The following is a 14015-nucleotide window of genomic DNA, read 5'->3' as shown; positions in this document are numbered from 1 at the left end:
CTCGGGGCGACCCGAATCCGGGGCGACACCGCCGCGGACCCTTTACCGGACGGCGGCGGGCCGGCCAGAATGGCGGCGTGACCACACAGAACCGTGCCCCGCAGACCGTCACCGTCACCGGCGCCGCCGGCAACATCGGCTACGCCCTGCTCTTCCGCATCGCCGCAGGCCAGATGCTGGGTGAGGACACCCCGGTGCGCCTGCGTCTTCTGGAGATCCCGGCCGCACTGAAGGCCGCCGAGGGCACCGCCATGGAGCTCGCCGACTGCGCGTTCGGCCTGCTGGACTCGGTGGATGTCACCGACGACCCGTCCCAGGCCTTCGACGGCACCCACCACGCCCTGCTCGTGGGCGCCCGCCCGCGCACCGCCGGCATGGAGCGCGGCGACCTGCTTCAGGCCAACGGCGGCATCTTCGGACCGCAGGGCAGGGCCATCAACGAGCACGCGGACGACGCGGTCCGCGTGGTCGTGGTCGGCAACCCGGCCAACACCAATGCCCTGATCGCCCAGCAGCATGCCCCGGACGTCCCAGCCTCCCGCTTCACCGCGTTGACCCGCCTGGACCACAACCGCGCCGTCGCCCTTCTGGCCGCGAAGGCCGGCGTGACGGTTGAGGACGTGGACGGCGTGACCATCTGGGGCAACCACTCGGCCACCCAGTTCCCGGACCTCACCCACGCCCGCGTGCGCGTGGACGGCAAGTGGAAGCCAGCCCTCGAGGTGGTGGACACCGCCTGGACCGGTGACGAGTTCATCCCGCGCGTGGCCCAGCGCGGCGCGGAGATCATCTCCGTGCGCGGTGCCTCCTCGGCCGCCTCCGCCGCGTCGGCGACCATCGACCACATGCGCGACTGGGCCCTGGGCACCGGCACCGGCCCGGACGGCTCGGCCCGCCGCACCTCCGCCGCGATCGTCTCGGACGGCTCCTACGGCGTGCCGGAGGGCCTGATCTCCTCGTTCCCGGTGACCTCGGACGGCGGCGAGTGGCAGATCGTGCAGGACCTGGCCCCGGACGAGGCCGCCCTGCCCGACGCCGGCGAGCGCCTGGCCGCCACCGTGGCCGAGCTCGAGTCCGAGCGCGACGCCGTGAAGGAGCTCGGCCTCATCTGAGCCACCCACCTGACGCTTTCGTTCGGGAAAGTGTCGGGTCCCGGAGCACTTTCGTTCGGGAAACCGTCGCGTCCCAGCGCACTTTCGTTCGGGAAAGTGTCGCGTCCCAGGGCGTTTTCGTTCGGGAGAGTGTCGCGTCCCAGGGCGTTTTCGTTCAGGAAAGGGTCGCGTCCCCCGGAACGCTCCGGTCCCGACCGCCTCTATAAGCCGGCCCCACGACGCCGGCCGCTCACCCTGAGAAGGCGAGCGGCCGGCGTCGTTGTCCACGCGTGACGGACCGGACGACTCAGTCGTCCACGAGCTCCGCACGGGTCGGCGGGTCAGCGCCGGGGCGGGACGACGTGATGGCCGCGGCGCGGCAGGCGTAGATCAGCACGGACTCGAGGTCCTGGTGGCCGATGGCGTGCAGCTGCTCGCGGTTCTCGGCGCCCAACAGGCAGCGGTCGTTCAGGGCGGCCAGCAGGGCGCCGGTGAAGGAGTCGCCGGCGCCCACGGTGTCCGCGACGTCCACGGGAATGATGGGGCGCTCGTAGTCCTCGTGCGCGGTGACCGCCATGATGTCCTCGGCGCCGCGGGTCATCACCACCAGGGCCGGGCCCATCTGCTGCCAGGCCCGGAGGGAATCGAGCAGCGGACGGTCCGGGTACAGCCAGGCGATGTCCTCGTCCGAGGCGTGCACCACATCCGCCAAGCGCACCGACTCCTCGGCACGGTTCCGGGCGAACTCCCGGTCCGGGACGATGCTCGGGCGCACGTTGGGGTCGTAGCTGAGGGTGGTGGTCGGCTGGAGCAGCTCGAGCAGGCGCATCACCTCGGCGTCGCCGGGGGCGAGCATGGTGGCGATCGACCCGGCGTGCAGGTGGAGCAGGCGACCCCCGACGTCCCCCTCGTAACGGGAGACGAGCTCGCCGGCGGAGGGGAGGGTCCAGTCGAGGTCGAACTCGTAGCTGGCCGCACCCGTGGGATCCAGGCGGGCGGTCGCCTGGGAGGTGGGCGCCGAGTCGGGGCCGAGGAGGGAACGGACACCGTTGTCACGCAGGTGAGCGGCGATCATCTCGCCGTACTCGTCCGAGCCGTAGCGACCGGCGAACAGCGCCGGCAGGTCCAGGCGGCTCAACCCCACCGCGACGTTGAGGGGGCTGCCGCCGACATGCGCTCGGGGTGTGGCGGTGTCCGAGACCACCACGTCCACGAGGGCCTCGCCAATCACACCGAAGTAGTCAGACACATCTCCACGGTACCCTACGGTCCATGGCCGGACGTGGGCTTTTCCACAGTGCTGGAGCGCTCCACGGCGGCCTCGCACGCCCCGGCGGCGGCTCCACGGAACCCGCCCGGAGGCATCCGTCGTCTCGCCCCTGGAGGACCCGCATGTCCCATCCCCCCGAGCGCACCGCAACGCGCCGCGACCCGAACGGCCCGCGCCGCCGCTTCGGCTGGACCGTCCACGGGGACGGCAGGACCATCACCCCCGGCACCGTGGTGGGCCCGCAGGAGCGCCTCAGCTGGGGCCGCACCGTGGGCATCGGCGTGCAGCACGTGATGGCCATGTTCGGCGCCACCGTGCTCGTCCCCGCCCTGACCGGCATGCCGGCCACCACAGCCCTTTTCTTCTCCGGCCTCGGCACCCTGCTGTTCCTGCTGATCACCGGCAACCGCCTGCCGTCCTACCTGGGCTCGTCCTTCGCGTTCATCGCCCCGATCACCGCCGCCGTCTCCATGGCCGGCGTGGGCGCGGCGCTCGGCGGCATCCTGACCGTGGGGGTCCTGCTGGCGCTGATCGGCCTGGTGGTGCACCTGGCCGGCACCGGCTGGATCCATGCGCTGATGCCGCCGGCGGTGATGGGCACGATCGTCGCCCTGATCGGCCTGAACCTGGCCGGTTCCACCACGGACGGCATGGTCGAACTGCCGGTGACCACCTTCGGCACCGCCCTGGCGATCGTCCTGTCCGCGGTGCTCTTCCGCGGCCTGCTCGGGCGCCTGTCCATCCTGGTGGGCATCGTGGTCGGGTACCTGCTGGCCCTGGCCCAAGACCAGGTGGACTTCGCCCCGATCGGCGAGGCGGCCGTCGTCGGGCTCCCCGAGTTCCACCTGCCGGAGTTCCGGGCCGAGGTGGTCTTCCTCTTCCTGCCGGTGGTGCTGGTGCTGGTGGCGGAGAACATCGGCCACGTGCGCACCGTGGGCCTGATGACGAAGACCGACCTGGACCCGCTGACCGGCCGCGCCCTCTTCGCCGACGGCCTGGCGACCAGCCTGTCCGGCCTCGGCGGCGGCGTCGGCACCACCACGTACGCGGAGAACATCGGCGTGATGGCGTCCTCCAAGGTCTACTCGACCGCCGCCTACTGGGTGGCCGGCCTGACCGCGCTGGCCCTGGCGTTCTTCCCGAAGTTCGGTGCCGCCGTGGCCACCATCCCGGCCGGTGTGGCCGCGGGTGCGGGCATCGTCCTCTACGGCATGATCGGCGTGATGGGCGTGCGCATCTGGGTGCAGAACCGCGTGGACTTCTCCAACACCATCAACCTCATGACCGCCGGCACCGGCCTGATCATCGCGATCGCCGACCCGGTCCTGATGATCGGCGACCTGGCGTTCGGCGGCATCACCCTCGGCACCATCGCGGCGCTGGGCGTCTACCACCTGATGACCGCGGTGGCGCGGGTGCGCGGCACCGAACCGGTCTCCGAGGACGACCTCGAGGAGTACGAGGCCTCGCAGGCCGGCCGGCTGGGCTGAGGCCTGTGAGTTCCGAAGCCCTCGTTCTCACCCCGGAGCCCTCGTTCTCATCCCGAAGCCCTCGTTCCGATTCGGAGCTCGCCGCGCAGGCTCCGGATCGGACGGAGACAGGTGCAGTCCTCCGACGGAGCGCTCGATCCGTTCGAGAGCACGCCCCGCGTGCTCCGAATCGGAACGAAGGCTTCCCCGTGACCCCTTCCCGACGACGGCCGGTTCAGATCGCCGGGCCGTGTGCCCTCATGCCTGCGTCACCAACCAGACCAGCACCGGCCAGCCGTTGGTGATCAGGTGCGCCAGAATCGTGAACCAGAGGTTGCGGAACCGCCACCACAGGATCCCGAGGAACAGCCCGAAGGTGCCCTGCACGGCAACCACCTGGGCGACGTCCAGCATCAGGTTTCCGGAGCCGTGGCTGGTCAGGTGCATGAGCCCGAAGAAGGTCGAGGCGAGGGCGATGCCGGCTGGAGCCCCGAGCAGCGCCTCCAGGCGTGTCTGCAACCAGAGTCGGAAGAACAGCTCCTCGCCGACGCCGGCGGTGACCGCGGTGGCTGTGGCGCCGATGATCACCAGCTCCAGCGGGACGTCACCCGGATCCCATGGACTGACCCATGGCATCAGCTGGCTCACCACCGTGTAGACCACGACCGCCACCGCCGGCATCCACCAGCGCCATGCTCCCGCCGGACTGTGGAGGCGGACTGCGCGGGATCGCCACCTCCGCAACCACATCACCAGACCGGGCACGAGCATCAGCAGGAGCGCCTTGAGCAGCACCTGCCCCTCGGGTGTCACCGGCAGGAGCCTGGGAGCGAAGAGGTAAACGGCCAGCAGGCCGAGGAGCATGGCTGTGGACCCGATCAGAGCGGAGGACTCCCCCGGAACGGCCGGCAGCCGCGGTCGCTTCGGCGTGAACAGGAGCACGACCACGATGCCGACCGCCGGCCCGAGGAGCGGTTCCCACAGGGGCTGCCGTGGAGCCGCATCATCCGCTGAGACAACGAGCCCGTCCGGGAATGCCGTCGCGGTGACGACCACGGAGGACGCGTAGAGAAGGGCGCAGAGCACAAGCACCACACGCCCCGCGAGGGGCAGGAGCGGCCTGCGCCCGGCCGCAGTGTCCGACGGGGCCCTATCTGATCGGACGGTCACAGTCTGACAGTAGCGCAGCCGTCCGGATGCTCATCGGTTCTCCGCCTGGCCCCGTCCCGCCCCGGCTCCGCCGCCTTCCCGACGACGGCCGGTTCAGTCCGTCAGCCCCAGGAACCTCCGCAGCGGCTCGGCTCCCTCGACTTCCACCGTCTCCGGGCCGGGCACGAAGTGCTCGGGCAGCAGCTCGAGCAGGACCATCTCGGAGGGCTCGCCGCGGCGTTGCCACTGCTCGCGGCCTGTCTCGCGGTAGCCGACCCTCTGGCTGATCCGCAGGGAGGCCGTGTTGTCAGCCCAGGCCCCGGAAGTAACGACGTCCAGGCCGAGGTGGTCGAACGCGAAGGTGCAGATGGCCTGTCGCATGGCCAGCCCGATGCCCTGCCGCTGGAAGCGCAACCCTAGCCAGGACCCGGATTCGAGGCGACGGGTGGTCCGCACGTCCTGGCCGTTGAGCGCCTGCAGCCCGACGATCTCCCCTCCGCGGCGGACGACCAGTTCGAGCGCGGCGTTCCCCGCTCCGGTAGCGGCGAGGGTGCGGCCGAAGAAGCGCATGTAGTCACCGGGGACCTCCTCGGCCGGGGCGTCGGTCCACGGGAAGGAGAACGGCATGACGGCGGGGTCGTGGATGCCGGCCTCCACCAGGGCGACCACCTCGGGCACGTCGGCCTCGCGCAGAGCGGTCATGGTCAGCTCACCGGCCCGGATGACGAGTCCGTAGGGCGGCCAGATCTCCGCGATGCTGCGGGGCCTCTCCGCGATGCTGCATGTCATGGCCCGAGTGTAGTGCGAGGATCCACGCCGAGCCTCCGTCGAGCCTCCGGCATGCCCGATTCTGAAGCCCTCGTTCCGATCCGGAGCTCGTCTCGCATACTCCGGATCGGAACGGAGGTCGGTGCAGTCCTCCGACGGAGCGCTCGATCCGTTCGAGAGCACGCCTCGCATACTCCGGATCGGATCGAAGACCCGCCGGGCGGCGCTGGCGCTGCCGACCCGCCCTGGCCCCTTGCCCCTGCGCTCAGCGCGAGCTGCCGCTCCTGCGACCACGGCTCACACCCACGAAGCCCTGCACGAGGTCCGAGTCGGATTCCTTGAGCCAGGCCAGCCCGACGTCCCAGCCGGGGTGACGGTCATCGCCGTCCGCGTGGTCACCGGTGACGCCGAACAGCTCGTTGGCACGCGCGGGCTCCATGCCAGCCTCCTCGGCGGCGAGCTCGGCGGCCGTCGCCACCGCCTCGCGCTCGGCACGGGACATGCCTACCACCTCGTCCAGCGAGGACTCCAGCGGCAGCACCACCACGTCCTTCCGACCGAACATGCGGGCCACGGACTGCGGCAGCACCACGTGCCCGGCACCCGAGGCCACGATCTCCAGCGCCATCCGCTCCCCCGCTCCCGGGGTCTCCGGGGCGTCCATGGGGTTGGGGGCCGACGACGCAGGCGGGGAGACAGACGTGCGGGGAGTGCCATCGTCGCCGGACTCGACGCTTTCCCGAACGAAAGCGCCCTGGGACTCGACGCCTTCCCGAACGAAAGCCCCCTGAGACTCGACGCTTTCCCGAACGAAAACGCCAGGGGCCGGGTCAGGGGCGGGCGCAGGGGCCGGGGCGAACGTTGCCGGGTCCATCGCCTCGGCCGGATCGAGCTCGGCCGTCGGCACGGGACCGTCGGCCTCGACGTCCCAGGCGGCCAGCAGGTGCTCCCGCCCGACGCACACCACCGGCAGCTCCGAGTACACGCGCACCACGTGCACGCGCCGTGGGTCTACGCCGGCCTCGCCCAACACGTCCTCCACGCTGCGATCCCGGCGCCACCGCACGTACCCCAGCTGCGGCAGCGGGTGCAGGGCGACCCCGTGCTCGTCGTGCCGCAGATGGTCGCACTGCTGGGACTCGTCGTGGTTCACCAGCTGCACCACACGCTCGCGCGAGGTGAACCGCTCCACCCACTTGGACGGCGTCGCGCCGGGCACGGTGGCCAGGAACAGCGTCTCGGGCGGCGGTGCCTCCCACCGCGCCTTCCTGCGTCCCGACGACGGCCCCGCGCCTGACGCCCGCCCGGCACCTGACGCCCGCCCGGCACCTGACCCGCGCGGCGCGCCCTTCGCGCCACTTCGGCCAGACGCTCCGCCTCGGCCGGACGAGCCGCCCCGGCCGCCGGACCGACCGGAGGCGCCGGAACGGCCTCGGCCGCCGGCGCCTCCGCGGGATCCTCTCCGGCTCAGCGGACCTTCTCCTTCAGGAAGTCCACGGCACGGCCCCAGGCCTGCTTCGCCTCAGCCTCCTGGTAGTTGCCGGCGGGGTTCTCGTCGTTGTGGAAGGCGTGGTCGGCGTCGTAGTAGAAGAACTCGACCTCGGCACCGGACTCCTCGCGGATCTGCTGCTCCTGCTTCCGGGCCTGGTCCACGGGGAACATCTGGTCCTTCTCCGCGTAGTGGCCCTGCACGGCGGCCTTGATGCCCTTGAAGGAGCCGGGCACGCCCTGGCCCACGCCGTAGAACGGGACGGCGGCGGAGACCTTCTCGCCCTGCTGCTCGGCCAGGGACAGCACGAAGCCGCCACCCATGCAGAATCCGATGGCGCCGACGGTCTCGGACGTCACCTCGTCCAGGGACAGCAGGTGGTCCACGGCGGCGCCGAGCTGGCGGGCGCCCTCCTCGGCGGGGAGGTTCTCCATCATCTCGCCGGCCTCGTCGCCGTCGTGGGCGATCCAGCCGCCGAACAGGTCCGGGGCGAGGGCCACGAAGCCCTGCTCGGCGAGGCGGTCGCAGACGTCGCGCATGTGGCGGGTCAGGCCCCACCACTCCTGGATGACGATCACGCCCGGGCCCTTGCCGGACTCCGGGAACGCGATGTAGCCGTGGCCGGTCTGGTCGTCGCCCGCCTCCTTGGTGGGCAGGTCGAACGACGTGTTCTGGTACGGGGTCTTCGATGCCATCATCATGATCCCCACCCTAGGTCCGGTCCGGGCCGCACCGCGAGGGCTCTCGCCCCGGGCGGATCACCCCTCGGCGTCGTCCTCCGAATCCTCCGAATCCTCGGAGTCCTCCTCGGAGCCGCCGGCGCGCGGACCGGCGCCGTCGGTGTCGTCGTAGATGTCGATGGTGCCGCCGTAGTTGGCCACCCAGACCTCTCCGGAGGGCTTGTCATAGGTGATCCCGATGGTGTTCACGCCCGCCGGCGCCGTGCCGAGGATCTCAAGCGTCTCGGCGTCGATCTTGCTCACCGTGGAGTCGTAGTAGTTGACCACGTACAGGGCCGTGCCGTCGGCGGAGATGTCCATGGAGCGCGGCTCGTCCCCGGCCGGGGCGCTGGCGATCACCTCGCCGGTCTCCGCGTCCATCTTCACGATCTCGTCCGCGCCGGAGAGCGTCATGTAGAGGGTCTTGCCGTCCGGGGACAGGGTCAGGTGGCGCGGGTTGGCCCCGGTGTGCATGACCACCTCGGAAGTCCCCTTCTCCAGGTCCACGCGGTAGAGCTTGTCCGCCCACATGGCGGTGGCGTAGGCGGTCTTGTTGTCCGGCAGCACGACGATGCCGCGGGGCATGGTGTCCAGCGGGATGGTGTGCTCGGTGTCGCCGGAGGCCGTGTCGATGACGGACATGTTCGAATCGCACCAGTTGGTGACCAACAGGCGGGACTCGTCCGGGGACAGAGCCAGATACTTGGGCACCCGACCCACACGGTAGGCGGTGTCCCAGTCCTTCTCCTCCACCGAGTACCGGTAGACGAGGGAGGGGGCGATGTCCGAGCCGGCGGTGCAGTTGTCGTCCGGCGCGGCACCCACGGGGTACAGGCCGTACTGGGTGACGTAGGCGTGCTCGCCGTCCTTGGTCCAGGTGGCCTCCACCGGGGCGCCGCTGACCTCGTCGGGCAGGCCCTCGACGCCCAGCTCGGCCGGGTTCACGGTGTCGTCCAGGGTCTGGAAGACCTTGCGGGTCGCGGTGTCGAAGAGCACGACGTTGTGCTGGTAGACCACGTTGTTGGCGATCATCAGCCCGTGCTGGTTGGAGACCACGGACTTCGGCTCGACGCCGACGTCCCTGAGAGTCTCCATGTGGGTCAGCGTGGTGGTGTTGGACGCCGGGAAGTCGGCCGGGTCCACGGAGTCCGACTCCTCGGCCCCTCCCTTGCCGTCCTTGTCCTCGCCGGAGTCGTCTGCACCGTCGTCGCCGTCCGAGGAGGCGTCAGCCTCGCCGTCCTTGTCCGAGGAGGCGGAGCCGTCGTCGCCCTGGCCACCTTCACCGGTGCCGCCGTCCTGGGTGCCGGAGGCCGTGGAGGCACTGCCCTGACCCTCCGGGGAGTCGCCGTCCGTGCCGGCACATCCGGTGAGCAGCAGGCCCACGGTGAGCAGGGCGGCGGCGGACCGCAGGGCCCGCGGACGGGCAGCTGTGGCCTGCCTCAGCGCAGTCGGCTCCGCCGCGAGGTCGGTGGCTTCAGGGACGAGGGGCAGTCGGGGCATGGGGTCTCCGGGGGCTGAGGAAGGGCAGGCACATGCAATGGCCTGGACAGACACAACCTCAGCATAGCGAAGCCGACGCGGGCGGGGCCGGAGAAGACCGGCTCAGCTCTCCTGCGGGAGGACGAAGGCGGCGGAGATCTCGAGCTTCACGGCATCCGAGACGAGCACGCCGCTGAGGGTGAAGGACTCCTCGGTGCCGGTCACGCCGGCGGAGCGGAAGGTCATCTGCGGGAACTGCTCGACGTCGAAGAAGTCGGCCGAGCGCAGGTGGCCGTCGCGCTGCTCGTTGCCGGAATCGATCGAGGCGACGCCGATGGTCGCCTCCACGGAGGAGGCGGTGAAGTCGTCGGCGAGGACGAGCTCGCCGGAGACGTCGCCGAAGGTGCCACGCACCTTGGAGATGCCGGCGTGACGGACCACGAAGTCCACGTCGGTGTGGGCGGAATCGAGGGTCCAGGTTCCGGTGGTGAGGGTGGAGTTGCTCATGGGTCTTTCCTTCGCGGGTCGAGGCCGCCAGCGGGGTGTGGCGGTTCCGCGGGCGGCGCAGGAAAGTGCGCCGGGGACGGCGGGACACCGCCCCATCTGCTTCACGTTCGAACTATCCGTCCGAAGGCCGCAACCGGCCCACGGTGAACACCGACACGCAAGGCCATGAAGATGACGGGGTCCACACCCGGCCCTGTGACGACGGCGCGTCCGTCGGTGGGCCACCCCTGCGGCATGCTCAGTGTGTCGTGGGGGTCTTCTGCTTTGGTGTCCATCATCATGCAGCGCTGCCCTGCAGCATCTGCCCATGTCAGAGGGTGAATGATTCACCATGTTCGGCATGCCGAACCGCGAGGTCTACTTGAAGGATTACAACACCGCGAGGCGGACGGCCGAGTGCCTGTCAGCCGATCAGTCGCGCCGAGAGCGCGCGGCTCGAATGGCTCAGATCCAGTGGAGTCAGGGTCTTCTATCGGCGGTGGCCAGCCTCGTTGGCCCCTGATCGTGTCAACAACGTCGTGACCTCTTAGATCTAGTCGTTCCGGTGTCGCTCAGAAGGGGTGTCTGCGTGGGGCTTGTCGTTGGGGCGGTTGGCGACATCCTGCTGGGCGAGGCGACGCAGGATCGCGAGTACGGGGTCCAGCAGGACGGTCCCCAGCACGACCTGGCGCATCGCAGAGGCGGGGTCGTCGGGGACGGAGGCCAGATCCTCGACCGCCACGGCTCGCGCGGCCCGGGCGTAGCGGCTGAGGCGAGCATGGCCGAGGTCCAGACCTGCCGTTGCGCAGGCGCCCAGGGCGGCGTCCAGCTGTGCCAGCAGGGGATCGCTCGGGTCGACGCACCAGGCCTGCTCGACCCGCAGGGCCTGGGCACGCGACGAGTGCGGGGCGCACTCGTGCTCCGCCATCTCCTTCCTCTCGACCGATGGCGCGGTCAGGGGCGGGAGGGCCTCCTGGGCTGCCGCCATTGCCCCCAGGCGGGTGAGCTGCGGATCTTCCAGGGCGCGCAACAGGCGGCTGACGGCGCCGACCTCCAGCCCCCCGATCTCCCGCAGTGCCCGGACAAGGTGCACGCGTTGCACATGGGTCACGTCGTACTCGGCCCGCGTGCGGGAGATCGGCTCCCCGGGATGGAGCAGCCCTTCGCGCAGGTAGAACTTCAGCGTGGGCACGGGCACCCCAGTTGCCTCGGACAGAACGGAGATCCTCACGGGAAGACCCTAGCCCTTGATACGGCGCAGCCTTATATTGGATAGTGCCACTATCCATTATCGGCCGGGGGTCCCAAGCCCCCCACCGCGCACCGCCAGCCAGGCGCGCCATGAACCCAGGAGGCACCATGACCATGCCCACGACCCACGCCTTGGACACCTCGCAGGGCCTCGTCGTCTTCCACATCGGCATGACGATCCGCAAGCCGCACCGCCCCGACCTGTGGGCGCCCGTGGCGGCCGCCATGCCGCGCATGCTTGCCGAGCTGCACCGCGCCAAGGACGCCGCCACCGCAGGGCGGGGGACGGATCTCGGCTTCCTGGGGGCCAGCACGCTACTGGGCGCCAGGGGGCCCTGGGTGGTCCAGTACTGGCGCAGTGTGGAGGGCCTCTACGCCTACGCCCACGACGCGGATCAGGAGCATCTGCCGGCTTGGCGGGCCTTCAACCGGGCGTCCCGGCGGCACCCGGACGCGGTCGGCATCTGGCATGAGACCTACGTCGTGCGTCCGGGTGGGGTGGAGACGGTCTACGTGGGGGCCCCGGTGGGGCTGGGAGCCGCTATGGGGACCGTCCCCGTCGAGCGGCGAGGCCGCACCGCCAGGGAGCGGCTGAACGGGGGCGACCGTCTCACCGCGGTCTTGTGATCCTCGACCCCGTCTGTCGCCGAGCGTCCCGGGGGTTGTCGATAGCGGCCCCGTGAACGTTTCTGCCCGGTTTCAGCCGGGAGCCAGGTGCCCGTGGGTGGTGGCGGAGCATCAGCCTGCCAGGAACCACCGATAGACGGGGATGCATGTGCCCAGCCCGCGGGCGGCAGGTGGAGGAGTCAGGCCGAGACATCGCCGTCTTGCAGGCAGGAGAGCAGCGCGCGATCGGTCGTGGCCGGCTGGTCCATGTTGGACTTTTGGGCGGCGTCCGGGACGGTGACGAGCTGGACGCTGGGGTCGCTGGCAGCAAGAAATGGCCGGGTACACCGAGAAAGCCCCCGGGAGTCTCTTTCGAGCCTCCCGGGGGCTTCCCGTCTGGAACACGCAAACTGTCCCATGGCCGTCATACGAACGGCCCGTGGTGCGCGAGGGGGGACTTGAACCCCCACGTTCTTGCGAACACTGGCACCTGAAGCCAGCGCGTCTACCAATTCCGCCACTCGCGCGAGCAGCCTCCCAGGCGTTCCGGCGTCACCGGCCTCGTCCTGAGCAGCGAGGAATACCTTACCGCACCCTCTCGACAGCGCGCAAATCGGCGCCAAGCGCCTCGGAACGGCCACGATTCGGCGCCGGTTCGGGGGCCGCGCCCGTCCGGTCCCAGGAGTTCGCTCAGGTGTCCCCGTAGTATCGAAGGCGACATCTGCGGAAAGGAGTGCCCTTGGGCCTTCTGGACAACCTGGAGCGCGGCCTGGAGAAAGCCGTGCGGTCGGCGTTCTCCGCGGGCGGCCCCCAGGCCGTGAAGCCCGTCGAGATCGCCTCGGCCCTGCGCCATGAGATGGACGGCGAGTCCATCACGGTGTCCGAGGGCCATGTCGTCGCGCCCAACGACTTCGTGGTGCGCTTCTCCGAGCCGGACTTCGAGCGCGCACGTGACTGGGGCACCGCCCTGGCGCAGGAGCTCTGCGACGAGGTCATCCGGTATGCCGATTCCCAGCAGTACACGCTCCCCGGCACCGTGCGGGTCGCCTTCCACGCGGACACGGAGCTCCGCGAGGGCCGGATCGAGGTGGACTCCCGTCTCGACGACGGCTACGCCGCCTCGGACGATCGCGTCCCCCAGGACTCCCCCTCCCCGTTCGGCAGCGCCCCCGGGGCCGCCGCCGTGGAGGAGCCACCGCAGCGGCTCGTGGAGGACAAGGCCCCGGTGGGCCCCGCCGCCCCGCGCCGCTCCGAGCGTCCGCGCATGCCCGCCGCCGGCCGCCGGGGCGCCTACGGCGAGGGCTCCCATGCCGCAGGCGCACGGGACCCTCACGATCCGGACGACGCCCCCGACCGCACCCGGGTGGTGCCGCGCCCGGGCTCCGACTCCCCCGTCCCCTCCCTCGAGGTGGACGGCCGCCTGCATCCGCTGGAGCAGGAGGACATCGTGGTGGGCCGCTCGAACGAGCGCGCCGACCTCGTGCTGTCCGACTCGTCGGTCTCCCGGGAGCACGTCCGCCTCATCCGCACGGGCCGGAACGTGACCCTGATCGACCTGGGCTCCCGCAACGGCGTGACCGTGAACGGCCGCCGGGTTGACGGGTCCGTCACGCTCCACGACAGTGATCGCATCACCGTGGGGCAGACCACCCTGGTCTTCCACGCCGCCCTGGGACAGGAGGTCCGATGAGCGAACTCGCCATCGCCGCGCTGCGCTTCGGGCTCCTGCTGGCCCTCTGGATCCTGATCGTCTCGATCGTCACGTCCCAGGGCCGCGACCTCGTGGTGGGCCGCCGCAACAAGACCCGCCGGGACGCGGCCCCGGTCACCGCCTCCGCCGCGTCGGCCCCGGCCGCCGCCACCGACTCCGCCGCACCGGAGCACCACGGCGCCCACGCGGGCGGCCGCACCGTGCACTCCGGGCCGCCGACCCCGGCACCGCGGCTGGCCCGCACCCTCATGGTGGACAAGGGCCCACTGGCCGGACGTGAGATCGACCTGCAGGGTCAGGCCCTGCTCATGGGCCGCGCCCAGGACGCAGACCTGGTGCTGGAGGACGACTACGCCTCGGGCCGCCACGCCCGCCTGTTCCCGCAGGGCACCCGCTGGTTCCTCGAGGACCTCGGCTCCACCAACGGCACTTTCGTGAACGGCAGCCAGGTCTCCCGCGCCCTGCCCGTCGGCCCGGGCGACTCCATCCGGATCGGCAAGACCGTCATGGAGATCAAGGCCTGACCC

13 protein-coding genes and 1 tRNA gene are annotated in these 14015 nt (G+C 70.8%); 5 read left to right on the top strand and 9 right to left on the bottom strand.

Translation table 11 applies throughout. From position 1 onward, the window contains the following. Positions 1-77 precede the first annotated feature (77 nt). Positions 78-1112 (top strand): malate dehydrogenase, encoded by a 1035-nt coding sequence (locus CEQ11_RS02015; RefSeq protein WP_227718685.1) that lies wholly within the window; start codon positions 78-80, stop codon positions 1110-1112. Between the two features lie 286 nt (positions 1113-1398). Here CEQ11_RS02015 and CEQ11_RS02010 read toward each other — a convergent pair whose 3' ends face one another. Further along, on the bottom strand, positions 1399-2340 hold the full coding sequence (locus CEQ11_RS02010; RefSeq protein ID WP_227718684.1) for a carbohydrate kinase: 942 nt from the start codon (positions 2338-2340) through the stop codon (positions 1399-1401). A gap of 143 nt (positions 2341-2483) precedes the next feature. On the opposite strand from CEQ11_RS02010, the gene CEQ11_RS02005 reads away from it, so the two are divergent. Further along, the gene (locus CEQ11_RS02005) at positions 2484-3851 is read left to right on the top strand and encodes a uracil-xanthine permease family protein (RefSeq protein WP_088477589.1); all 1368 of its coding nucleotides are present in this window, start codon (positions 2484-2486) and stop codon (positions 3849-3851) included. Between the two features lie 237 nt (positions 3852-4088). Here the strand turns inward: CEQ11_RS02005 and CEQ11_RS02000 are convergent, their stop codons facing one another. The 7 genes from CEQ11_RS02000 to CEQ11_RS01970 form a co-directional block, all read right to left on the bottom strand. Next, on the bottom strand, positions 4089-4772 hold the full coding sequence (locus CEQ11_RS02000; protein ID WP_227718683.1) for a CPBP family intramembrane glutamic endopeptidase: 684 nt from the start codon (positions 4770-4772) through the stop codon (positions 4089-4091). Positions 4773-5093: 321 nt separating this feature from the next. Beyond that, positions 5094-5768: a GNAT family N-acetyltransferase gene (locus tag CEQ11_RS01995; RefSeq protein ID WP_193762969.1), complete on the bottom strand. Its 675-nt coding sequence runs from the start codon at positions 5766-5768 to the stop codon at positions 5094-5096. A gap of 244 nt (positions 5769-6012) precedes the next feature. Continuing rightward, on the bottom strand, positions 6013-6966 hold the full coding sequence (locus CEQ11_RS13020) for a hypothetical protein (RefSeq protein WP_227718682.1): 954 nt from the start codon (positions 6964-6966) through the stop codon (positions 6013-6015). A 248-nt stretch (positions 6967-7214) separates the two neighbouring features. Further along, positions 7215-7934, bottom strand: a complete 720-nt coding sequence (locus tag CEQ11_RS01985; protein ID WP_088478850.1) for a dienelactone hydrolase family protein — start codon at positions 7932-7934, stop codon at positions 7215-7217. A gap of 60 nt (positions 7935-7994) precedes the next feature. Further along, positions 7995-9455, bottom strand: coding sequence for a YncE family protein (locus CEQ11_RS01980; RefSeq protein WP_088477587.1), 1461 nt, complete (start codon positions 9453-9455; stop codon positions 7995-7997). 102 nt (positions 9456-9557) lie between these two features. Beyond that, entirely contained in the window at positions 9558-9941 is a 384-nt protein-coding gene (locus CEQ11_RS01975; RefSeq protein ID WP_088477586.1) for a YceI family protein, read from the bottom strand. Positions 9942-10473: 532 nt separating this feature from the next. Next, complete coding sequence (locus tag CEQ11_RS01970) at positions 10474-11151, bottom strand: MerR family transcriptional regulator (protein WP_088477585.1); 678 nt, start codon at positions 11149-11151, stop codon at positions 10474-10476. A 128-nt stretch (positions 11152-11279) separates the two neighbouring features. Between CEQ11_RS01970 and CEQ11_RS01965 the strand changes: the two genes are divergently transcribed. Beyond that, entirely contained in the window at positions 11280-11798 is a 519-nt protein-coding gene (locus CEQ11_RS01965) for a DUF4188 domain-containing protein (protein WP_227718681.1), read from the top strand. A 419-nt stretch (positions 11799-12217) separates the two neighbouring features. Here CEQ11_RS01965 and CEQ11_RS01960 read toward each other — a convergent pair. Continuing rightward, a tRNA-Leu gene (locus CEQ11_RS01960) sits at positions 12218-12304 on the bottom strand. 212 nt (positions 12305-12516) lie between these two features. Between CEQ11_RS01960 and CEQ11_RS01955 the strand changes: the two genes are divergently transcribed. Both CEQ11_RS01955 and CEQ11_RS01950 read left to right on the top strand, forming a co-directional pair. After that, a complete protein-coding gene (locus tag CEQ11_RS01955; protein WP_088477584.1) occupies positions 12517-13467 on the top strand; it encodes a DUF3662 and FHA domain-containing protein in 951 nt (316 codons plus the stop codon). Beyond that, a complete protein-coding gene (locus tag CEQ11_RS01950; RefSeq protein ID WP_088477583.1) occupies positions 13464-14012 on the top strand; it encodes an FHA domain-containing protein in 549 nt (182 codons plus the stop codon). The genes CEQ11_RS01955 and CEQ11_RS01950 overlap by 4 nt, the downstream gene beginning before the upstream one ends. Positions 14013-14015 lie beyond the last annotated feature (3 nt).

The organism is Micrococcus sp. FDAARGOS_333, assembly GCF_002206575.2.
In the GTDB taxonomy this organism is placed as follows: Bacteria; Actinomycetota; Actinomycetes; order Actinomycetales; family Micrococcaceae; genus Micrococcus; species Micrococcus lylae.
This window is presented reverse-complemented; position numbering and strand designations above follow the sequence as displayed.

What these genes read in the sequence shown, in the direction of transcription:
- CEQ11_RS02005 (WP_088477589.1), top strand. Translation starts at nt 2,484, where the DNA reads ATGTCCCATCCCCCCGAGCGCACCGCAACGCGCCGCGACCCGAACGGC.
- CEQ11_RS01995 (WP_193762969.1), bottom strand. Translation starts at nt 5,768, where the DNA reads ATGACATGCAGCATCGCGGAGAGGCCCCGCAGCATCGCGGAGATCTGG.
- CEQ11_RS01985 (WP_088478850.1), bottom strand. Translation starts at nt 7,934, where the DNA reads ATGATGGCATCGAAGACCCCGTACCAGAACACGTCGTTCGACCTGCCC.
- CEQ11_RS01980 (WP_088477587.1), bottom strand. Translation starts at nt 9,455, where the DNA reads ATGCCCCGACTGCCCCTCGTCCCTGAAGCCACCGACCTCGCGGCGGAG.
- CEQ11_RS01975 (WP_088477586.1), bottom strand. Translation starts at nt 9,941, where the DNA reads ATGAGCAACTCCACCCTCACCACCGGAACCTGGACCCTCGATTCCGCC.
- CEQ11_RS01965 (WP_227718681.1), top strand. Translation starts at nt 11,280, where the DNA reads ATGACCATGCCCACGACCCACGCCTTGGACACCTCGCAGGGCCTCGTC.
- CEQ11_RS01950 (WP_088477583.1), top strand. Translation starts at nt 13,464, where the DNA reads ATGAGCGAACTCGCCATCGCCGCGCTGCGCTTCGGGCTCCTGCTGGCC.